The following is a 22,507-nucleotide window of genomic DNA, read 5'->3' on the forward strand; positions in this document are numbered from 1 at the left end:
ATGTGCTTTTTTACAATAAGTTAACATCTGTGTTTTAATAATTGTTTTGTAATCATAGCATTAAATTTTAATGTTAGAGAATTGTTATCAATTTCTATAAAAGGCTTACTTAATAAGATATATTTTATCTTTACGGTAGCTTAAAATTATCTTAACAGTGAAAAAAAAGGATATTAAGATACTATTGGTAGATGATGAGCCAGATATCTTAGAAATTGTAGGTTATAATTTATCTGCAGAAGGTTACCAAGTTATAACAGGTGAAAACGGTATAGAAGCCATTGAAAAAGCTAAGAAACACAAGCCTCATTTAATTATTTTAGATGTTATGATGCCAGAAATGGATGGTATTGAAGCTTGCGAGCGTATACGTCAAGATTCTAAACTAAACAATACCATTATTGCTTTTTTAACCGCAAGAGGTGAAGATTATTCTCAGGTTGCTGGTTTTGATGCTGGCGCTGACGATTATATTACAAAACCAATAAAACCAAAGGTATTGGTTAGTAAAGTAAAAGCTTTACTAAGAAGGCTTAAGGATACCGATAACCCTAATGAATCTGTTAAGATAGGAGATTTGGTCATTAACAGGGAAGAGTACAAGATTACAAAAAATGGTGAAGAAATTATTCTGCCAAGAAAAGAGTTTGAATTATTATCTTTGTTGGCAACTAAGCCTGGTAAAGTTTTTAAGCGCGAAGAAATTTTAGATAAAGTTTGGGGTAATGAAGTTGTTGTTGGTGGAAGAACCATAGATGTACATATTAGAAAACTTCGCGAAAAGATAGGAGACAAATCTTTTAAAACCGTAAAAGGCGTTGGTTACAAGTTTGTAGACTAATGCAGAAAAAAAATCTAAAAAAAACATATAAGTTCGCTCTAAGAACATCATTGTATGTTACATTTTTTGCAACACTCCTAGTGAGTGTTTTTTTGTACTACTACCACACATTTAATTGGCAGATTATATTTTTCCCAATAATTTGTTTCCCATCATGTTTTGCAATCATACAATACAGGGTAGAGCACTTCATTTATAGGAGAGTGAAAAAAATATATGACGACTTAACACTTTTAGAGTCAACAAGTCTAAGACGGCAACCTATAACAACAGATATGGGTACATTAACCAAAGAAATTGATAAATACGCTAGAGACAAAAAAATTGAAATAGAAACGCTGAAGATTAGAGAAGAATACAGAAAGGAATTTATTGGCAATGTTTCACACGAGCTTAAAACACCTTTATTTACAGTTCAAGGTTACATAGATACACTTTTAGATGGTGGAATAGAAGACGAAAAAATTAGAAAAAAATATCTGCAGAGAGCTAGTAAAGGTGTAGAACGTTTAACATATATCATCAAGGATTTGGATATGATTACTAAGCTTGAAGTAGGTGATCTAAGTCTTAACAAAGAAAAATTTGATATTGTAAAACTCGTTCAGAATGTTTTTGAGCTTTTTGAAATGAAGGCTGCAAAGAAAGAGATAACGCTAACCTTTGATATGGATTATCCAAATCCTATTTATGTATATGCTGATATAGAGCGTATTCAACAAGTACTTACTAATTTAATTGTAAACTCTATTAAATACGGAAGAAAAAAGGGTACGACAGAGGTAAGTATAGAAAACCTAATAAAGAACAAAGCAATTATACGTGTAACCGATAATGGTGAAGGTATTAAAAAGGAAAATTTGCCTCGTTTGTTTGAGAGATTCTATAGAGTTGATAAAAGTGGTTCTAGGAAAGAAGGTGGCTCAGGTTTAGGTTTGTCAATTGTAAAGCATATCATTGAAGCTCACGAAGAAAGGATGTATGTAGAAAGTGAGTTGGGTGTTGGCAGTGAGTTTTCATTTACCTTGGAAAAGGCTGAATAATTTTTTATAGTTAAGGTCGTACTGTAAATACTTGAATCCAGAATAATTCTCAATCTCATTTAGCATATCAATTTTAAAGTCTTTTTGTTTACAGGTAGGTGCTACTTTTTCATCATCAAATTTCTTTGCTAAATATTCTTGTTCAAACTGTCCAGGTGTGGGTATTAAAAAGGCTTTCTTTTCTAGTTTGGCATAATCCATAATAGATGTGTACCCAGATCTACTTAAAACAAGTTTACTTTCATTTAGAGCCTTTTCAAGCTCTTGGCTTTTCATAAAATTGTATGTTGTAATATGGTTAATTTGTGTTTTGTGCTGTTCGCTTTCAATAAGACCTTTTATAAAACATACTTTGCCATTAAAAGACTGTAGCTCATCAAGTAATTTTATTTCTAGGAATGAACGCTGAGGTTCTGGACCTGACAAGACAACGAGTAAATTGTATTTTTTTTCCAAATCTTGTCTTTCAAATCTACTCAGAGGGCCTAAATACTTAATAGAAGATCTATACCCTTCAATATGCCCTAAGTTGCCACTTAAATTTTTGGTTCCAATATGATCTGGTACCCAACATTCATCAAATTTAGAAATGATGTTTTGATGAAGTTTAGAGCTTAGCCAAGTGGTACTTCCGCTTAGTACTCGCAGCTGATGTGTAATAAAAACTGAAGGTACATTTTTGTCCCTCACGCCAAATCTGTTATCAGAAATAATTCCTGAAATATTTTCAGACTTAATAAGGCTTTCGGTAACTTTTTTTTCTCGTTTTATGGTTTTTAATAGACTTGGGGAATCTTTTATAAGCTTTAGTTTAAAACTATTGGCTTTTTTAGAATATGTAATATTATACGAAGGAAGTTCTAAGGCTTGAAGTTTTGGAAACTCTTTTTTCAATAATCTAAGAGCCTCACCATCACTGGCAATGACAGGTTCAAAATTATTTGCTATTAAAGCTTTTATTATAGGAATGCATCGTGTTGCATGTCCTAAACCCCAATTTAATGGAGCAACTAAAATCCTTTTCATCAAAAGCAAATATAAACCTTAAAATGTTTCCTTAATTTTACCAAATTATTAATAAGCAGTAAAACGTGGGAAGTAAAAATAAGCTCAAAAGATTTAAAGAAAATGAAACCTTTGGTAATGTGTTTCAGCCAACCAGAGATGAACTCATGGGTGGTAATTATAGTCTAAAAGGTAAATGGAGGGAAAAGATATTTAAAAATGAAAATCCTCTAGTGCTAGAACTTGGTTGTGGTAAAGGAGAATATACTATTGGATTGGCAAAACGCTATCCAAACAAAAATTTCATAGGTATAGATATAAAAGGAGCTCGGTTTTGGCGAGGAGCAAAAACAGCAATACAAGAAGATATAAATAATGCAGCTTTTTTAAGAACCCAAATAGAGTTGATAGAATTTACATTTGAAGAAAATGAAGTCGATGAAATATGGATTACTTTTCCAGATCCACAAATAAAATACAAAAGAACAAAGCATAGGTTAACAAACATTCAGTTTTTAGAACGGTATAAAAAAATTCTAAAGCCAAACGGACTGATGCACCTTAAAACCGATAGCGAATTCATGCATGGTTACACACTGGGATTGTTACATGGTTTAGGTTACGAGGTGTTATATGCCAATCATAATGTTTATAAATTAGAAGGTAGCCCAGAAGAGGTTACAAAAATTCAGACCTTTTACGAGAATCAGTATCTAGAAAAAGACAAAGCAATTACGTATATTAGATTCAAAATCAACTAACGCTTGAGTATTACAGCTGTTTTCTTCCTCGGACTTTTCGTGGCACTTATTGGTGTTATTCCACCAGGTTTGCTAAATATGACAGCCGCTAAGATAAGTCTTAAGGAAGGGCCAGGTCGTGGTATTACCTTTTCTTCAGGTGTTTGTTTAGTAGTGTTTATTCAAACTTATGTTGCGGCTATTTTTGCACGCTATTTATCAAATAGACCAGATATTGTAGAAATATTGCAACGTGTGGCTTTTGTGATTTTTGTGCTTATTACGATTTACTTTTTGGTTATTGCTAGAAACCAAAAAGAAACCAACGTGCAAGAAGCAGATATTATGAGCAAGAGAAGCCGTTTTTTCCATGGTATGCTATTGTCTTCATTAAATGTGTTCCCTATTCCTTATCAAGCTTATATGACGATTACCTTAGCATCATTTGGTTGGTTGGATTTTGAGAAAACCAGTATTGTAACTTACGTTACTGGTGCGGCTATGGGAACATTTGTAATGTTGTACTTCTATATTTTCTTTTTCGATAAGATAAAAGATAAAAAAATCACCTCTCAAAAGAGTATGAATTACAGCATTGGAATCATAACAGGAATTGTAGCTTTAGTCACTTTTATAAATATTCTTAAAGAGTTATAATGAAACCCGAAACTTTCGGTTTTTTTGAAAAAGTTTATGAAGTAGCAAGACTTATTCCATATGGAAGAGTCACAAGTTATGGTGCTATAGCAAAATATTTGGGTGCTACAAAAAGTGCTCGTATTGTTGGTTATGCTATGAATAATTCTGGTGGAAAAGATGTGCCAGCACATCGGGTAGTCAATAGGAATGGGTTGCTTACAGGCAAACACCACTTTGAAGGCACCAACCTTATGCAACAATTATTAGAAAACGAAGGTGTTAAGATTATGGATAACCAAATACAAAATTTCGAAGCTTTGTTTTGGGATCCTTCAAAGGAACTTTAATCTGTCATCCAGAACTGTCACGCTGAGCTAGCCTGTAATGAGCGCAGTCGAAGTATCGAAGTGTTGTTTCAGAATCTAAAAATCCAATTATCTCTTAAATTTTAAAAATTCACAAATAATCACATATTTATTTCCTCAATCAAGCCATAAATAACTTCTAGTTTAACGCTTCATACTTCTATCTTTATTGATTATCTTTGCATTTAGAATAAATCTAGATAAGAGTGAAGCTTAAAAAACAAGATATTTTAAATGCGCTAAAAACCATAACAGCTCCTGGTGAAGGAGAAAATATGGTAGATAGTGGTGCGGTAACTAATGTGGTAACATTTGCAGACGAGGTTATAGTAGATATTATTATAAAAAACCCAAGCCTACAAGCAAAGAAAAAGACCGAAGTTGAAATTTTGCAAACCATACATAAAGAGGTTTATGAAAAGGCTAAAATAAAAGTGAATGTTAAGGTTGATGCACCTGCAAAACCAAAAGCTAACGAAATCAAAGGAAAACCAATTCCTGGAATTCAAAATATAGTTGCTGTTGCTTCAGGCAAAGGCGGTGTTGGAAAATCTACTGTAACTGCTAATTTAGCCGTAACCTTAGCTAAAATGGGTTTTAAGGTTGGTGTGTTAGATGCTGATATTTATGGTCCTTCTATTCCAATTATGTTCGATGTGGCAAACGAAAGACCATTATCGGTAAATGTAGATGGTAAATCTAAGATGAAGCCCATTGAAAATTATGGTGTAAAAGTACTATCTATAGGATTTTTTACTAAGCCAGACCAAGCTGTGATATGGAGAGGTCCTATGGCTTCAAAAGCGTTAAACCAAATGATATTTGATGCCGCTTGGGGCGAACTAGACTTCTTATTATTAGACTTACCTCCAGGTACAGGTGATATTCATTTAAGCATCATGCAAGCATTGCCTATTACAGGGTCTGTAGTTGTAAGTACACCTCAAAATGTAGCTTTAGCTGATGCTAAAAAAGGAGTGGCTATGTTTCAGCAAGATAGTATCAATGTACCTGTGTTAGGTATCATAGAAAATATGGCGTATTTCTCACCAGCCGAGTTGCCAGAGAATAAGTATTATATTTTTGGTCAAGAAGGAGCCAAGAATCTAGCTCAAGATTTAGAAGTTCCGTTTTTAGGTGAAGTCCCTCTTGTACAGAGCATACGTGAAGCAGGTGATGTTGGTAGACCAGCGGCTTTGCAAACAGCAACACCAATAGAAGAAGCGTTTGAAGAAATAACAAGAAATGTAGTGCAAGAAGTTGTCAACAGAAATGAAAATTTACCAGCAACAGAAGCAATAAAAATTACAACAATGGCAGGATGTTCTGCCGTAAAGAAATAGTACATGAGCTCAGAAGAACTTATATTAAATGTAGAAAAAGCATTAGACGAGATTCGTCCGTTTTTACAAAGTGACGGTGGGGATATCAATTTATTATCCATAGATGATGGTAAACTAGTAAAAGTACAATTGGTTGGGGCTTGTACATCTTGTAGTGTTAATCAAATGACCCTGAAGTCTGGAGTGGAAATGACCATCAAAAAATATGCTCCACAAATAGAACGTGTAATTAATGTAGAGTAGAAAGTGTGACATTAGTCACATTTTACATTATACCACATTAGTAAATTTGTCTCCAATTCTCAACAACATGATTACAACAGATATACTCATTATAGGAGCTGGTCCAACAGGACTTTTTACGGTTTTTGAAGCAGGACTATTGAAATTAAAATGCCACCTTATTGATGCACTTCCACAACCAGGTGGGCAATGCTCAGAAATCTATCCTAAGAAACCCATTTATGATATTCCCGCTTACCCAGAAATTTTAGCAGGTGATTTAACCGATAAATTAATGGAGCAATGCAAACAGTTTGAGCCTGGTTTTACATTGGGAGAGCGTGCCGATACTATTGAAAAGCAAGAAGACGGTACATTTATAGTTACAACAAATAAAGGCACTAAACATAAGGCACCTGTTGTGGCAATTGCTGGTGGTTTGGGAAGTTTTGAACCTAGAAAGCCCTTAATAGATAATATTGCCGATTACGAGGACAAAGGTGTAGAGTATATGATCAAAGAGCCGGAAATGTATCGCGGCAAAAGAGTAGTGATAGCTGGTGGTGGAGACTCTGCTTTAGATTGGAGTATATTCTTGGCTGATATAGCTTCCGAAGTGACATTGATTCATAGAAGAAATGAGTTTAGGGGACATTTAGATTCTGTAGAAAAGGTACAAGAATTAAAATCTGCTGGTAAGATCAATTTAATTACTCCTGCTGAAATTACAGCTATCTATGGTAATAATAAAGTTGAAAGCGTTGAGGTAACTAAAGAGAATGAAGAGCCATTCATATTAGAAACAGATCATTTTATTCCATTATTTGGTTTGTCACCTAAGTTAGGACCAATTGCTGATTGGGGATTGGAGATTGAAAAGAATGCGATCAAAGTGAATAATGCTCTGGATTATCAGACCAATATCCCAGGAATTTTTGCCATTGGAGATGTCAATACCTATCCTGGTAAATTAAAACTAATTCTTTGTGGTTTCCACGAGGCAACCTTGATGTGCCAAGCGGCATATCAGATTATAAATCCAGGGAAAAGATATGTTTTAAAATACACAACAGTTAGTGGTGTTGACGGTTTTGATGGTACGCGTAAAGAAGCACCAAAAGCTGTTGTTAAAGCAATAGAATGAGAATCATTTGGAAAATCAAGACGTTAATATAACAATCATTGATCGTGATGGTGTAACACATAAGATTGAAGCACCAACCGATATGGCTATGAATCTTATGGAAGTTGTACGCTCATATGAGCTTGCGCCAGAAGGTACCATTGGTGTATGTGGAGGAATGGCTATGTGTGCATCGTGCCAGTGTTATGTGCTTAGTGATACCAAATTACCTGAGATGCAAGATGATGAAGAAGCCATGCTTTCTGAAGCTTTTTATGTAAAAGATAATTCTCGATTAGGCTGCCAAATACCAATTACACCTGAATTGGAAGGTTTAGAAGTGGAGCTGGCGCCAGAGTCTTAAATCTTGTATAGCTCACGAATAAAGAGATAAATCTAATTTCTTGGTTAATTTCTCTTATTACACTTTTTTATAATCGTTTTATTATCCTGAACAATTAAACTAATCATGTATTCATATTTTAATTGAACTATATGAAACTGATTTGAATTATTTTTTGTGTAGTTAATTAACTCAAATATTGAATGTACTGATGCTTTATAAATTAAAATATGGTTTGAAAATTCACATGCTATCCAGTGCACCTCATTCACATTCAGGATTTCAATTAGTTGAGTTTTAATTTCAGATGATTTAATTTCGTTAATTGAGCCATTTGTATTATCCCACCAATTTGAAAATCTATTATTCGTATTGTTTAATTCATAGTAATCTTTTGGTAGAGTTATGAAATTGGATTCAACTTCTCTAAGAATTTTCTTTCTATTCCTTTGAGGAACAGAAAAATCATTCGAAGAAAACCTCTTTTTAAATAAATCTATTTTTTCATTAAAATTCATTCAGTCTTATAATCAATTAAAGGAGTAGGTCCTTCAAGCAAAACCCTTACAATTTTCAAAGTGCCGTCATCTGTTGTTGCTATTTGCCATTTAATCAGTGAAATATTGCCGTTTTCAATTTCAAGACCAGTAATACTTCTTGGGTGTACACAGCTACCATCGTTAAAAAAGGCAATATGGCCTGGCTCGGGATAACGTGGTCTATGCGTATGCCCTACGATAGTTACTAAATTATTGTTTTCAACAATCCACTTTTTAGTTCTTCGTTCTACTTTTATAAGTTCTTTGTAGTTTTTTGCAGGACTTGTAGGATCGGCAATACCCATAACGTTTAAAGGTTTCCAAAGTATACGAACCAAAAAACGACTCCATCTCCAAAAAATATAATTCCACCAATCGGCTTGGTGTCCGTGGCATAAAAACAGCTCTTGCCCAGTTTTAGAGTGCTTTAAAATAATACCTTCATGATATTTTATGTCGCAAAATAATTCTACATCTTCACCGACTTTTGGATCAAAATAGGTAGATAAATGTTTTTCTACATATTTAGGATCTCTGTACACCATGTCATGATTGCCCCAAATCATGTGTAACTTGCCTTCATCATGAAATTGCTTCATAAGCATATAGACGTTCTTATGTGCATTGAGTATCGAATCGAACGAAAGGTTCTCCCATAATTCATCACCATCTCCAAGTTCACAATAACTAAAACCTTCTGTATAATAGTGTTTTAAAGCGTGAAAATAGATGTTTCTGTTATTGGCAAAATCATCAGCAAAACTGTTATCACCACGATGGCAGTCGCTAAATAGAATAAATTTAGAAGTATCATCAAACGTGATGCGATGTGCAGTATTATAAGCGCGATCTAATCTCGATTTAGATGACATAAGTAAGGTTTTGTCTAAAGTAGTAAAACTTATTGGATTTTTTCAATAGCTAAAGGAAGTAGCCGTTCTACAAATAATGAATAGGCTAATTCAGATGGGTGTAAACCATCAGAGGCTACCAAATTAGGATTTGTTAATCCTTGACGTGTAATATCGGTAATATTGATAAAAGTAATTCCGTTAGCATTACAGTAGTTTTCTGCAAAACTATTGTATTGGTCAATCTCTTCTGATGTTGTTGCCGAAAACCCAAAACCCTGGCCAAAAGGTGTAAACGCATAATCTGGTATGGAAACAACAATAACTTTACTTGCATCTCCTTGCGCTAATGCGATTGCTCTATTGGCTAAAATCGGAAATTCTTCCTCGTACAGTGAGAAAGGTCTATTTTGATATTGGTTATTAACACCAATTAATAAAGTGACTAGGTCAAAGTTGCTCGGTGGATTCTCAGAATTAATGTTGTTGATAAGGCTTGTGGTTGTCCATCCAGTCTGCGCAATAATTTGAAGATTAAACGAATTCTCTGTCGGAAAATTAGAGATTAAACTATCTTTCAATTGTTCAGGAAAACGACAGGTTTCGCAAACGCTCTGTCCAATTGTATAACTGTCACCTAATGATAAAATAGAATAGGTTTGAGGTGCTCTTGGCGAAACATCGTCATTTGTATTGCAACTAAATATACTAAGAATTAAATATATATAAACTGCGAACTTCTTCATGTTAGTAAAGATAGGACATTCTTAAAAATAAAAAATGCTTCCCAAAAAAGAGAAGCATTTTAACATCAAGAAACAGTGTTCTTTTATTTAAAAGCGTTTAAGCCTGTAATATCTAAACCTGTAATGAGTAGATGAATGTCGTGTGTACCTTCATAAGTAATTACACTTTCTAAATTCATAGAATGACGCATGATGCTGTACTCACCAGTGATTCCCATACCACCAAGCATTTGTCTAGCTTCTCTAGCAATATTTATAGCCATATCAACATTGTTACGTTTTGCCATAGAAATTTGAGCTGAAGTAGCTTTGTCTTCATTACGTAACACACCTAATCTCCATGTTAATAATTGTGCTTTTGTAATTTCTGTAATCATTTCTGCTAGTTTCTTTTGTTGTAACTGAAACTGGCCTATTGGCTTACCAAACTGAATACGCTCTTTACTATATCTCAGAGCAGTATCATAACAGTCCATAGCTGCTCCAATAGCTCCCCAAGCAATGCCATAGCGAGCAGAATCTAAACATCCTAGTGGTGCACCTAAACCAGATTTCCCTGGCAAAAGATTTTCCTTAGGGACTTTTACATTATCAAAAATAAGCTCACCTGTTGCCGATGCTCTTAATGACCATTTATTATGGGTTTCTGGCGTTGAAAAGCCTTCCATGCCGCGCTCTACGATTAAACCGTGAATACGACCTTCTTCATTCTTTGCCCAAACGACAGCCACTTGGCAAAAAGGAGCATTTGAAATCCACATTTTCGCACCATTTAAAAGGTAGTGATCTCCCATGTCTTTATAATTTGTGGTCATTCCTCCTGGGTTACTACCATGGTCTGGTTCGGTTAACCCAAATGAACCCATCCACTCACCAGAAGCTAGTTTTGGTAAATATTTTTGACGCTGTTCCTCATTACCATATTTCCAAATGGGGTACATAACCAAAGACGATTGTACAGATGCTGTACTACGCACACCAGAATCTCCACGTTCTATTTCTTGCATTATTAAACCATAAGAAATCTGGTCTAAACCAGCACCTCCATATTCTTCAGGAATGTAAGGTCCAAAAGCTCCAATTTCAGCCAAGCCACCAATAATTGATGTTGGGAATTCTGCTTTTTGTGCCGCTTCTTCAATGATTGGAGAAACATCACGTTTTACCCATTCTCTTGCTGCATCACGAACCAATTTGTGTTCTTCGGTTAATAATTCGTCTAAATTATAATAATCAGGAGCTTCGAATAAATCTGGTTTCATTATAGAATGTTGTTTTCAATTTTTACGGACAACAAAAGTAACGAAAACGTTTTCATTGCCCAACATAAGCACTACATTTTCAAATAAAAATCTTTAGTTAAATCAATGTAATCTTGAGTGTAATTATGTCTTGAAGTTTCAATAATTAATTCCGAAATATTTACGGTTGTTTCGTGATAGGAAAATTCAATCAGACTACGTTTTATGTCAGAATCTGGATTACCTTTTACATGAAGAATACGCTGTGTATTGAGTCCAACAGTAGACGCTAGTTTAATAAAGCCATTTTCCTCTTTTTTTGGAATAATGATTGAAAACAGACCATCTTCAGCAAGCAAATGGTCTACGGCATAGATTATATGTTTAAAAGGCATAGCATCGTTAAATCGCGCCAAATCTCTTGATTTGTTTTCGGATTTATAATCTTCAGAATAAAAAGGAGGGTTGCAAATAATTAAATAGAAAGTATCCTCAACCTCCTCAACAAACTCTATAAGCGACGCATGGTAGCAGAACAAACGATCGTTCCATGGTGAATTTTCAAAATTTTCAGAGCATTGCTCATATGCGTCGTCATCAATTTCAATAGCCTCAATTTGCTCAGCCTTGCTACGTTGGGCTATCATCAGACTCAAAATTCCTGTGCCAGAACCAATGTCTAAAACATTAAAGGGATTGTGCCTTATAGAAGTCCATGCACCCAACAAAACTCCATCTGTGCCAATCTTCATGGCGCAGCGGTCTTGGTTAACAGAGAATTGTTTGAATGTAAATGGTTTGTTCATATTGTTGTCATGCTGAATTCATTTCGGCATCTCGAGAGATTTGTTTATAAAAAGATTCTGAAACAACACTTCGATACTTCGACTACGCTCAGTATAGGCTAGCTCAGTGTGACAGTTCAGATCGACAAATAGCCTTATAGGTATAAATCAATCAACCCCTCAGGTGTACTAACCTCAATGGTTTTCTTTTGTTTGTCAACTTTAACAATGAATTCGTTGTTCATAGGGATCAAGATTTCAGTACCATCTCTGTCTATTTCAAAAAGGGCTTGGGCTGTAGAGTCGTTAATAGCTTTAATGATTCCTACTTCTCCAAAGTTGCTGTCTGTAATTTTAAACCCAATAACTTCGTGGTAGTAAAATTTATTACCTTCTAATTTAGGAAGTAAATCTAAGGGTAAATACAAATCTGATTTTATTAAGGTGTCTGCATCTGCTTCAGTATCTACATCTTCAAATTTTAATCTAAGTAAGTCAGATTTGTGCAACTGGGAAGATTCTATAAAAAAAGGTACAAGGTTACCTCTTAGGTCTATAAATATAGCATCTAAATTTTCATATAGCTCAGGTTCATCAGTATCTAATTTGGCCAAAAGCTCTCCTTTAAAACTGAACTTTTTCACAATCTTCCCTAAATAAAAACAATCTTCTTTTTTCATGACAAATTTCTGGTTTGTCACCCTGAATTTATTTCAGGGTCATTAATCATTCAAGTTTTAGATACTGAAACAAGCTCAGTATTATGCAAAAGAAAGTTTTTTGCATAAAAAACCCTGACATGTTTGTCAGGGCTTAAAAGTATAAAAATTTAATTTTTATTCTTCTTCGTTAGAAGCAGTTGTTTCTTCAGACACTACTTCTTCAGCCGGTTCTTCAACAACTGGAGCTGCAGCAGCAATACGAGCTGTATTAACAGCTTTTTCAGCTTCTAATGCTTTAGCTTTAGCATCAGCACTAGCTTTAGATAAACCATCAGCTTTTGCTTGAATTTTTGACGCTTTTTCCTCTAACCAAGCATTAAATTTAGCTTCTGCTTGCTCTTCAGTTAAAGCTCCTTTTTTAACACCACCAGCTAAATGCTTCTTTAATAAAGCACCTTTGTAAGATAGGATAGCTCTAGCGGTATCAGTTGGTTGTGCACCATTTTCTAACCATTTTACAGCTCCATCTACATCAAGGTCAATGGTTGCAGGATTTGTGTTTGGATTGTAAGCACCTAATTTCTCTAGGTATTTACCGTCTCTTTTAGCGCGAGAATCCGCTGCTACGATCCAGAAAAAAGGCTTTCCTTTTTTACCGTGTCTTTGTAATCTAATTTTTACAGGCATAATAATTAATTAATGAGGTTCTCGACCTCTGTTATTAATGAGGGCGCAAAGATAAGACATTTTTTTAATTTTTAAACCTTTTAACCATTTTAACTGAAAGATTTTCACTTTAACCAAAAGTGTTATTGAACATAAGCCTAGTATTAAAAATTATTATACTTTTGGGATTCTTGTTTCGTTATATTTGAAACAAAGATTAATTTCCGCTTAATAATGAAAAAATTAATAGTCTTATCCCTTTCCTTATTATCAGTATTTAGCTGTGGAGATGAAGTTGAGTTTAACTCACCGGCATTTCAAGGCTCTTTGGATGGAACATCTTGGAGAGCAAAAGCTTTCTCGGCTAGTATTGATGAAAATGGATTTTTAACGCTTTTTGGAACTAATAACATTGAAACTCTAGAATTAATTATCCCTACAGTTGCTGTAGGCGTTTATGTTTTTGGCGATGTCAATACTATTGAGGCGCGTTTCACAAGGGCGGATGGGACTGTTTTTTCAACTAACAATAGACCAGATCCAAGTATTTCAATTTACCCAGAATATGGCGAAATAAGATTAAATGAGATAGATAATAACAGGTTTACAGGTACTTTTAGGTTCACTGCCTTTAATGCTTCTGGTCTTCAATCGGTTAATTTTACAGGGTTAACAGATCAAGTAGGCGTAGACCCAGTTACTGGACAGAATGGACCAATTTATGGCGGAGTGTTTTATAGAGTGCCATTAATATCAGGGAGTATACCAGCCGACCCAATAACATGTTTAGATAAAGAAATGGATGCAACTGCAGCTCAAACAGTTTATAATGCAGCTCAGCAAGTAGATGCTGATGGGTTTGTGAATAGTGCAGGATTTGAAGCTGCTTGTAATGCCTACACTAGTGCCTTAATGTCTCAGCGTGATTATTGTGGTGATTTGGATGGTTCTATTCAGCAAATGATTGATGATTTAGGTAATTGTCAATTAAGTTGCGATATAGCCACAAATAATAGAAACGTAGCAGAAGTACAGTATAATACTGCAACTATGGGCACTTTTGATGAAAAATGTGCTCAGTATCAATTATATCTTCAAGAGCAGATTGATTTTTGTGGTGATCAAGACGGTTCAATCCAAGCCGAAATAGATAGCTTAGACTGTGGTGACGATGATGGAGATGGTGTGCCAAATGTTTTTGAAGATTTTAATGGAGATGGCGACCTTGCTAATGACGATACGGATATGGATGGTATTGCAAATTATTTGGACGATGACGATGATGGTGATAGTGTCCCAACATCTATTGAGTTGCAATTAGATGCTAATGGTAATCCTACAGATACAGATGGAGATGGAGATGCTGATTATTTGGATACTGATGATGATGGTGATGGTATACTTACTATAAATGAAGATGCAAATATGGATGGAGACCCAACTAATGATGATACAGATGGTAATGGTATCCCAGATTATCTTCAAGTTTAAGAAATAAAACAATTACGAAAAGCGCTATCTGGTTTACAGATAGCGCTTTTTTGTTAAAGGCTGTTAAATACTATTAAACCTTGTTAAATTATTTGACATGAAGGGGTCATAATGTTATTCTATATACAGATGTGAAACAATACGCATCTTTAAAAAACTTATTGAAATTAAAAAATGATAAAAGATATTATGAAGTACGAAAAAATAGTTTCAGACAAGTTAAACGAATTATTGGTGAAGAATTATGATGCCGAAAAAGGGTACATAAATGCCATGAAAGAGGTTGATGATGTTGAAGTAAAGAACTTCTTTAAAAATAGAGCTGAAGAACGTTCTAGATTTGCACGCCAACTAAGAACAGAGATTTTGACTTATGGTGAAATACCTGAAGATTCAGGAAGCTTAAAAGGTATGATGCATAGAAATTGGATGACATTAAAGGCAACGTTCTCCTCAAATAATGAAGAAGCCATTCTAAATGAAGCCTTGAGAGGTGAAAAGGCAAGTTTGGAAGAATATAATGAATTGTTAAGTAACAATAATTTTCCTTCAAGATTAATTGAATTACTCAGAGAGCAGAGAAACGCGATTGAAGCCGCAATTAATTCAGTAAAATTATATGAGGAAGTATTGTCATAATAATTCCGAATTAGGTTAAGGTAAAGCTACGCGAAAGCGTGGCTTTTTTGTTTACAACTGTTTATAACTTTTGCTCATAAAGGAAGGTTTATTTAGTATTTTTAAAGTTCAATTTAGAGTAAGATAACAGTATTTATGTACTTAATTTTTGATACGGAAACTACAGGTTTGCCTAAGCGTTGGGATGCGCCAATAACAGATACTGATAACTGGCCAAGAGCTATACAAATTGCATGGCAACTACATGATGCCATGGGAAATTGCATAGATCACCAAGATTATTTAATACAACCTAACGGATTTAATATTCCTTATGACGCAGAGAAAATTCATGGTATTTCTACAGAGTTAGCTCAAGAGCAGGGACTGCCTCTGATAGAGGTTTTAGAAAAATTCAATGCTGTATTAGAGCAAACCAAGTTTATTGTTGGACAAAATGTTGGATTCGATCTCAATATTATGGGTGCGGAATTTGTGCGGGAAGATAAAGCAAATAAACTGCAAGAACTCCCTGTTTTAGACACCTGTACTGAGCATACTGCAGAACTGTGCAAGATTCCAGGAGGTCGAGGAGGTAAGTTTAAGCTGCCAACACTTACTGAGTTGCATGAATTTTTGTTTGATCAGCCTTTTGCTGAAGCTCATAATGCAACTGCAGATGTTGAAGCAACTACACGTTGCTTCTTGGAATTGGTAAGGCGAAGAGAATATACCAAAGAAGAGTTGGATGTACAGCCAGATTATTTTGAGAAATTTTCTGAGGTCAACCCGCAACCTATTCAACTTTTGGGTTTAAAACATCTAAATCTAAAACGCGAAAGCTCCAAGATTAGTGCAAGACTACAAAAGGAGCAATCACAAGAAACACCTGTAAAGACTGACAAAAAAGTTGTTGAGAAGCTAGCTGATGCAGAATTTGTACACCTTCATAACCACTCTCAATTTTCAATTTTACAATCTACTATTAGTATTGGGGATTTGGTTGCAGCAGCAGCTAAAGAAGATATGCCTGCCGTTGCATTAACAGACCACGGTAATATGATGGGAGCGTTTCACTTTGTTCAAGCGGTTTCAAATCATAATAAATCAGTAAAAGCAAAACATAAAGAAGCTGAGGAAAAAGGTGAGGAAAAGAAGGGTAAAATCATTAAGCCTATTGTTGGTTGCGAGTTTTTCGTTTGCGAAGATCATACTGACAAAACCAGAAAAGATAATGGATACCAGATTGTACTTTTAGCAAAGAATAAAAAAGGCTATCATAATCTAGCAAAGTTATCTTCTGCAGCATTTACTGATGGCTTCTACTACGTTCCAAGAATCGATAAAAAATTAATTGAACAATACAAATCAGATCTCATTTGTTTAACAGGAAACCTATATGGTGAAGTGCCAAGTAAGGTGTTGAATATTGGGGAAAACCAAGCAGAAGAAGCATTGATTTGGTGGAAAGATACTTTTGGAGACGACTTATATATCGAATTGATGCGTCATAATCAAGAGGATGAAAACCGTGTTAATCAGGTGCTAATTCAGTTCGCTCAAAAGCATGATGTTAAAGTCGTTGCTACTAATAATACTTATTATGTAGAGCAAGAAAATGCCAATGCTCACGACATTTTATTGTGTGTAAAAGATGGCGAAAAACAAGCCACACCAATTGGTAGAGGAAGAGGTTATCGTTACGGATTACCAAATCAGGAATACTATTTTAAGTCTACAGAAGAAATGAAGGCTTTGTTTAGGGATATTCCTGAAGCCATTGTCAACATTCAAGAAGTGGTTGATAAAATTGAGCCTTTTGAATTGGCTCGTGATGTATTATTGCCTGCTTTTGATATTCCAGACGAATTTAAGCATTCGGAGGATGAAAAAGATGGAGGTAAACGAGGTGAAAATGCCTACTTAAGGCACTTAACATATGAAGGTGCAAAAAAGCGTTATGGTGAAATTACATTTGAAATTAAAGAACGATTAGATTTTGAGTTAAGCGTTATTGAAAATACTGGGTATCCAGGATATTTCCTCATTGTTGAGGATTTTATTCGCGAAGCCAGAAAAATGGATGTGTCTGTTGGTCCTGGTCGTGGTTCAGCAGCTGGATCTGTTGTAGCCTACTGTTTATGGATTACCAATATAGACCCAATTAAGTACGATTTACTTTTTGAGCGTTTCCTTAATCCAGATCGTGTAAGTATGCCAGATATCGATATCGATTTTGATGATGAAGGTCGTGGTCGTGTAATGCAGTACGTAATCGATAAATATGGTGCCAATCAGGTAGCGCAAATCATTACCTATGGTACAATGGCTGCCAAATCTTCCATTAGAGATACAGCACGTGTATTGGATTTACCACTAAACGATGCAGACCGTATTGCCAAACTCATACCTACGATGTCTAAATTGGGTAAGATTTTTGGATTGTCTGAAAAAGATTTGGCAAAGAAATTCAGGCAGGAAGACCTAGAAAAAGTCAATCAATTGCTCAATATTTCAGATGGTTCAGATTTGGAAGCCGAAACCGTAAATCAAGCTAGAGTACTAGAAGGTTCGGTCAGAAATACTGGTATTCACGCTTGTGGAGTAATTATTACGCCTGGTGATATTACCAATTACGTTCCTGTTGCCACAGCAAAGGATTCCGATTTATATGTTACCCAGTTTGACAACTCAGTAGTTGAGAGTGCAGGATTGTTAAAGATGGATTTTCTTGGGCTTAAAACCTTAACCTTAATCAAGGATACGGTCAAGATTGTAAAAGCAAGACATGGCATTGCTCTCGACCCAGAGAACTTCCCTTTAGATGATGAAGAAACCTATGCCTTATTTCAAAGAGGTGAAACAGTTGGGATTTTTCAATACGAATCACCAGGTATGCAAAAGCATATGAAACATCTTAAACCAACAGTTTTTGATGATCTTATTGCAATGAATGCACTTTATCGTCCAGGGCCAATGGAATACATTCCAAGCTTTATCAATCGAAAGCATGGTAAAGAAGAGATTATCTATGACTTACCAGAAATGGAGGAGTATCTAAAGGAAACCTATGGTATAACAGTATACCAAGAGCAAGTGATGTTATTATCTCAAAAGTTAGCTGATTTTACAAAGGGCGAAGCTGATGTATTGCGTAAGGCAATGGGGAAAAAGCAAAAAGCAGTACTCGATAAAATGAAGCCAAAGTTCATTGAGCAGGCTGCTGCCAAAGGTATGGACAAGGAAAAGCTTGAAAAAATTTGGAAAGATTGGGAAGCTTTTGCGAGTTACGCCTTCAATAAATCCCATTCTACTTGTTATGCATGGATTGCTTACCAAACAGCATATTTAAAAGCCCATTATCCAGCAGAATATATGGCTGCGGTACTATCTAACAATATGAACGATATTAAACAAGTCACTTTCTTTATGGAAGAATGTAAGCGTATGCGTTTACCAGTACTTGGGCCAAGTGTAAATGAGAGTTATTATAAGTTTTCGGTAAATAAGGATAATGCTGTACGATTTGGAATGGGAGCTATAAAAGGTGTGGGTCAAAGTGCTGTAAATACTATTGTAGAGAATAGGAAAAAGGATGGCAACTATAAATCTATTTTTGATTTGGCTAAGCGTGTTGACCTTAGAGCAGCTAATAAAAAATCATTTGAAGGTTTAGCTTATGCAGGAGGATTCGATTGTTTTGAAGACACCCATAGAGCGCAATATTTTGCAAATGATGGAGACGGAATTACATTTTTAGAAAAAGCGATGCGTTATGGAGCTAAGTACCAAGAAAATGAAAACTCAGCGCAAGTAAGCTTGTTTGGCGATGCAAGTGAGGTTCAGATTCCTGAACCTCAAGTACCACCATGTGAAGAATGGGGAACTATGGAAAAGCTTTCGAGAGAAAAAGAAGTGGTTGGTATATATATTTCTGGTCACCCACTAGATGATTTTAAAATAGAAATGAAAAACTTTTGTAACGGAACCATTTCTGCTTTTAACGATTTACAGTCAGTAGTTAATAGAGAAATCACTTTTGGAGGTGTTGTTACAGATGTGCAACATCGCTTAAGCAAACAAGGCAAAGGTTGGGCTGCTTTTACTATTGAAGATTATACAGATAGTTATGAATTCAGAATTTTTGGTGAGGATTATTTAAAGTTTAGGCATTTCTTGGTTCAAAACTCCTTTGTATATGTACGAGCTTATGTAAGAGAAGGTTGGGCCAATAGAGAAACAGGACAGAAAGGAGAGCCAAGGATTCAGTTTAATAATTTTCAGCTATTGCATGATGTTATGGATGCTTACGCTAAGAAATTATCTATTCAACTAGACGTTAATGATTTAGAAGAAGATACTATTTCTAGTTTGCAAGATGTTTTCAAATTACACCAAGGCAACCATTCTCTAAATTTTGTAGTTTACGATAATTCTGAAAAATTAAAATTGAATATGCCTAGTAGAAAACATAAGGTGAGAATTTCTCAAGAACTACTAAAGGAGCTAAAAGATTTAGATGTTAACTATAAGTTGAATTAAAATGAAAAATAGTCTAATTTATTGTCTTATCTTATTTTTCATTTTTAGTTGTAAACAGACTCAGAAACAGCCTGAAGTTTTATCAAAAGAGGAAGGTAAAACTCAAGTTTTTCAATCTATTTTAGATTCTATTTACGATGAAAATAAAGATGCCGTTGGCCTTTTGGTTCATATAGAGTCTCCAAAGAAAGGAATTTCTTGGAGTGGCTCTTCAGGATTTTCTGATAAAGAAAAATCCAAACTTCAACCTAAACATCCATTTTTAATAGCTAGTAATACTAAAACGTATGTAAGTGCGGCTGTTTTAAGATTGGTTGAGCAATCCAAGTTAGATTTAAATCAAACTATTGATACTTTAATTTTTGAAACCACTAATGATTTGCTCAAGGCAGATGGATATAATACCGCCCAAATTAAGATTGCTCAATTACTGAATCATACCAGCGGAATTCACGATTATGCAGTAACTAACGACTACGCAAAAATGCTTACAGAAAACCCAAAGCATAGATATACAAGAGACGAACAAATAAAACTAGCCCTAACATTGGGTGAGCCATTAGGTAAACCAGAAGAGGTATTTTCGTATGCCGATGTTAATTATCTCTTACTAACGGAAATCATTGAAGGTGTGACTCAAACACCATTTTACACTTCAATAAGGGAGTTGATAAACTATGAGAAGCTTGGACTTTATGAAACTTGGTTTTCTACTCTTGAAGAGTATCCAGAAAAAACCTTGCCATTAGCATATCAGTATTCTACCTCTGAGGGCTTAGATAGTTATCTTTTGGATCATTCAGCAGATTTATATGGTGGTGGTGGTATTGCAGCTACATGTAGAGATTTAGCGATTTTTTGTCAAAGTTTATTCAATCATAAAATTTTTGACAAAGAGAATACATTAGATTTGATTTATACCAAAGCCGAACCTGTTCAGCCTATGGAAGGCGAATATTACTTAGGATTGTCACCAATAGATGTTGTAGGTCTTAAAGGCTATGGTCATAATGGATATTGGGGCACTGCAGTTTACTATTTTCCGGAATTGGATGCTAGTATTGCAGTATCAGTACTAGAAAGAGACCAAAGAGAATTAAGGCAAAACCTTTTTGAGTCTTTTGTAAAAGTGATGAAAAAAATGTGATAAAACGTAACAATGGTTGTATAACCAAATCAAATACAACCATTGTAAGGTTTGGCAGAATTTTTGACTAATTTTACGTAAATAAAGTAGAACTTAATTAATAATAGATATTATGGCATTAGAAATAACAGATGCAACGTTTGAAGAAACAGTATTAAAAAGCGATAAACCAGTAATGGTAGATTTTTGGGCAGCTTGGTGTGGACCTTGCCGTATGGTAGGACCAATCATAGATGAAATCTCTACAGAATACGAAGGTAAAGCTGTGGTAGGTAAAGTAGATGTGGATGCTAATCAAGAATTTGCTGCCAAGTATGGCGTAAGAAATATACCTACTGTATTAGTATTCCAAAATGGTGAAGTGGTAGGTCGCCAAGTAGGAGTAGCGCCAAAAAATGCTTATGCTGAAGCAATCGATGCACTTTTATAAATAGTCTTCTAAAAGAAATGATAAAAGGTTTGTCTATACGGCAAACCTTTTTTAGTTTGTGGACAATTAAAAATTAGAGTTTAAACATTATTCCCTTTTGGAAGATGTTGCGCGAGTGACAGATGGCTATGGATTTACAGTTAGAACTTAATAAAGCAGGCGGTTTCAAAAACCTTGAATTTTTAGCAAAGCAAGTTGTTGAAGGCTTTATAGCTGGTATGCATAAAAGTCCTTTTCATGGCTTTTCGGCAGAGTTTGCAGAGCATAAGATTTACAATCAAGGTGAAAGCACCAAACATATCGATTGGAAGCTCTACGCTAAAACAGATCGTTTGTATACTAAGCGTTATGATGAAGAAACTAATTTAAGATGTCATCTTATTTTAGATAACAGCACGTCCATGCATTATCCAGAATCTGCTGGCACAACAATAGATAATCTCAACAAATCAGCATTTTCTGCTTTGGCTTGCGCGTCTTTAATGCATATTTTGAAAAAGCAACGTGATGCTGTTGGGTTAAGCATCTACAGTGATGCGTATGATTTTTATGCAGCAGAAAAAGGAAGTGAGCGTCATCATCAAATGCTATTGAGTAAACTCAGTGAGGCTGTTATTTCCAAGCCAGAATCAAAAAGTACCGAAACATATACCTATTTGCATCAAATTGCAGAAAAGATTCACAGACGGTCTTTGATTTTTGTGTTTACCGATATGTTTCAAACCTCTGAAGATGATAAAAAATTATTTGAAGCACTTCGTCATTTAAAATATAATAAGCACGAAGTGGTATTGTTTCATGTATTTGATAGAGCTAAAGAGTTGATGTTTAACTTTGATAATCACCCTAAAAGATTTATTGATGTAGAGACCGGAGAGCACATTAATTTATACCCAGATAACATAAAGGAGAATTACGAGAAAGCAGTTAGTGATTATTTTAAATCTTTGAAATTAAAATGTGGTCAGTATCGAATAAAATATGTAGAGGCTGATATTGGTAAGGGCTTTAATCAGATATTAACGACTTACATGATTGAGCGGCAAAAATTTGTTTAAACAGATAAATAATTTTTATTTTTTGTTTGTGGAATTAAAAAGACAATGTATATTTGCCCTCGCAATT

23 protein-coding genes are annotated in these 22,507 nt (G+C 34.8%); 15 read left to right on the forward strand and 8 right to left on the reverse strand.

The window, feature by feature from the left end; translation table 11 throughout:
• The first annotated feature begins 157 nt into the window (after nt 1-157).
• Together ACPX19_RS06730 and ACPX19_RS06735 are read left to right on the forward strand one after the other, a co-directional pair.
• Nucleotides 158-841: a response regulator transcription factor gene (locus tag ACPX19_RS06730; RefSeq protein WP_426432278.1), complete on the forward strand. Its 684-nt coding sequence runs from the start codon at nt 158-160 to the stop codon at nt 839-841.
• Nucleotides 841-1,884, forward strand: coding sequence for a sensor histidine kinase (locus ACPX19_RS06735; RefSeq protein ID WP_426432279.1), 1,044 nt, complete (start codon nt 841-843; stop codon nt 1,882-1,884). The genes ACPX19_RS06730 and ACPX19_RS06735 overlap by 1 nt, the downstream gene beginning before the upstream one ends.
• Here the strand turns inward: ACPX19_RS06735 and ACPX19_RS06740 are convergent.
• Nucleotides 1,858-2,910, reverse strand: a complete 1,053-nt coding sequence (locus tag ACPX19_RS06740) for a glycosyltransferase (protein ID WP_426432280.1) — start codon at nt 2,908-2,910, stop codon at nt 1,858-1,860. The genes ACPX19_RS06735 and ACPX19_RS06740 overlap by 27 nt on opposite strands.
• 65 nt (nt 2,911-2,975) lie before the next feature.
• Between ACPX19_RS06740 and trmB the strand changes: the two genes are divergently transcribed.
• The 7 genes from trmB to ACPX19_RS06775 all read left to right on the forward strand — a co-directional run bounded on the left by trmB (nt 2,976) and on the right by ACPX19_RS06775 (nt 7,685).
• Nucleotides 2,976-3,650 (forward strand): tRNA (guanosine(46)-N7)-methyltransferase TrmB, encoded by a 675-nt coding sequence (gene trmB, locus ACPX19_RS06745; protein WP_426432282.1) that lies wholly within the window; start codon nt 2,976-2,978, stop codon nt 3,648-3,650.
• A gap of 3 nt (nt 3,651-3,653) precedes the next feature.
• The gene (locus tag ACPX19_RS06750) at nt 3,654-4,286 is read left to right on the forward strand and encodes a lysine transporter LysE (RefSeq protein ID WP_426432283.1); all 633 of its coding nucleotides are present in this window, start codon (nt 3,654-3,656) and stop codon (nt 4,284-4,286) included.
• A complete protein-coding gene (locus ACPX19_RS06755) occupies nt 4,286-4,615 on the forward strand; it encodes an MGMT family protein (protein ID WP_426432284.1) in 330 nt (109 codons plus the stop codon). The genes ACPX19_RS06750 and ACPX19_RS06755 overlap by 1 nt, the downstream gene beginning before the upstream one ends.
• Before the next feature lie 224 nt (nt 4,616-4,839).
• Nucleotides 4,840-5,976 carry a P-loop NTPase gene (locus ACPX19_RS06760; protein ID WP_426432286.1) on the forward strand — a complete coding sequence of 379 codons (1,137 nt, stop codon included), beginning with the start codon at nt 4,840-4,842 and terminating at the stop codon, nt 5,974-5,976.
• Between the two features lie 3 nt (nt 5,977-5,979).
• Complete coding sequence (locus ACPX19_RS06765) at nt 5,980-6,219, forward strand: NifU family protein (RefSeq protein ID WP_426432287.1); 240 nt, start codon at nt 5,980-5,982, stop codon at nt 6,217-6,219.
• Between the two features lie 67 nt (nt 6,220-6,286).
• Nucleotides 6,287-7,342 (forward strand): NAD(P)/FAD-dependent oxidoreductase, encoded by a 1,056-nt coding sequence (locus ACPX19_RS06770; protein ID WP_426432289.1) that lies wholly within the window; start codon nt 6,287-6,289, stop codon nt 7,340-7,342.
• Nucleotides 7,343-7,349: 7 nt separating this feature from the next.
• The gene (locus tag ACPX19_RS06775; protein WP_426432290.1) at nt 7,350-7,685 is read left to right on the forward strand and encodes a ferredoxin; all 336 of its coding nucleotides are present in this window, start codon (nt 7,350-7,352) and stop codon (nt 7,683-7,685) included.
• Between the two features lie 44 nt (nt 7,686-7,729).
• On the opposite strand, the gene ACPX19_RS06780 is transcribed toward ACPX19_RS06775, so the two are convergent.
• The 7 genes from ACPX19_RS06780 to ACPX19_RS06810 all read right to left on the reverse strand — a co-directional run bounded on the left by ACPX19_RS06780 (nt 7,730) and on the right by ACPX19_RS06810 (nt 13,175).
• Entirely contained in the window at nt 7,730-8,182 is a 453-nt protein-coding gene (locus ACPX19_RS06780) for a hypothetical protein (protein WP_426432291.1), read from the reverse strand.
• Nucleotides 8,179-9,075 (reverse strand): serine/threonine protein phosphatase, encoded by an 897-nt coding sequence (locus ACPX19_RS06785; protein ID WP_426432293.1) that lies wholly within the window; start codon nt 9,073-9,075, stop codon nt 8,179-8,181. Before ACPX19_RS06785 ends, ACPX19_RS06780 begins: the two co-directional genes overlap by 4 nt.
• 29 nt (nt 9,076-9,104) lie before the next feature.
• On the reverse strand, nt 9,105-9,800 hold the full coding sequence (locus ACPX19_RS06790; RefSeq protein WP_426432295.1) for an SGNH/GDSL hydrolase family protein: 696 nt from the start codon (nt 9,798-9,800) through the stop codon (nt 9,105-9,107).
• Between the two features lie 83 nt (nt 9,801-9,883).
• Nucleotides 9,884-11,062: an acyl-CoA dehydrogenase family protein gene (locus ACPX19_RS06795; RefSeq protein ID WP_426432296.1), complete on the reverse strand. Its 1,179-nt coding sequence runs from the start codon at nt 11,060-11,062 to the stop codon at nt 9,884-9,886.
• 71 nt (nt 11,063-11,133) lie between these two features.
• Nucleotides 11,134-11,847 (reverse strand): tRNA1(Val) (adenine(37)-N6)-methyltransferase, encoded by a 714-nt coding sequence (locus ACPX19_RS06800; protein ID WP_426432297.1) that lies wholly within the window; start codon nt 11,845-11,847, stop codon nt 11,134-11,136.
• A 134-nt stretch (nt 11,848-11,981) separates the two neighbouring features.
• Nucleotides 11,982-12,506, reverse strand: coding sequence for a ribosome maturation factor RimM (gene rimM / locus ACPX19_RS06805; protein ID WP_426432298.1), 525 nt, complete (start codon nt 12,504-12,506; stop codon nt 11,982-11,984).
• A gap of 156 nt (nt 12,507-12,662) precedes the next feature.
• A complete protein-coding gene (locus ACPX19_RS06810; RefSeq protein ID WP_426432299.1) occupies nt 12,663-13,175 on the reverse strand; it encodes a 30S ribosomal protein S16 in 513 nt (170 codons plus the stop codon).
• A 213-nt stretch (nt 13,176-13,388) separates the two neighbouring features.
• Here ACPX19_RS06810 and ACPX19_RS06815 point away from each other — a divergent pair, with 213 nt between their 5' ends.
• The 6 genes from ACPX19_RS06815 (at nt 13,389) to ACPX19_RS06840 (ending at nt 22,440) form a co-directional block, all read left to right on the forward strand.
• On the forward strand, nt 13,389-14,645 hold the full coding sequence (locus ACPX19_RS06815) for a DUF6252 family protein (protein WP_426432301.1): 1,257 nt from the start codon (nt 13,389-13,391) through the stop codon (nt 14,643-14,645).
• 174 nt (nt 14,646-14,819) lie between these two features.
• Entirely contained in the window at nt 14,820-15,284 is a 465-nt protein-coding gene (locus ACPX19_RS06820; RefSeq protein WP_426432302.1) for a ferritin-like domain-containing protein, read from the forward strand.
• Nucleotides 15,285-15,419: 135 nt separating this feature from the next.
• On the forward strand, nt 15,420-19,805 hold the full coding sequence (dnaE, locus tag ACPX19_RS06825; RefSeq protein ID WP_426432303.1) for a DNA polymerase III subunit alpha: 4,386 nt from the start codon (nt 15,420-15,422) through the stop codon (nt 19,803-19,805).
• Nucleotide 19,806: 1 nt separating this feature from the next.
• A complete protein-coding gene (locus ACPX19_RS06830) occupies nt 19,807-20,952 on the forward strand; it encodes a serine hydrolase domain-containing protein (RefSeq protein WP_426432304.1) in 1,146 nt (381 codons plus the stop codon).
• Nucleotides 20,953-21,064: 112 nt separating this feature from the next.
• Nucleotides 21,065-21,382: a thioredoxin gene (gene trxA, locus ACPX19_RS06835; protein ID WP_076618289.1), complete on the forward strand. Its 318-nt coding sequence runs from the start codon at nt 21,065-21,067 to the stop codon at nt 21,380-21,382.
• A gap of 128 nt (nt 21,383-21,510) precedes the next feature.
• A complete protein-coding gene (locus ACPX19_RS06840) occupies nt 21,511-22,440 on the forward strand; it encodes a DUF58 domain-containing protein (protein WP_426432306.1) in 930 nt (309 codons plus the stop codon).
• Nucleotides 22,441-22,507 lie beyond the last annotated feature (67 nt).

It is taken from the genome of Winogradskyella sp. HB-48 (assembly GCF_049942685.1).
Lineage (GTDB): Bacteria > Bacteroidota > Bacteroidia > Flavobacteriales > Flavobacteriaceae > Winogradskyella.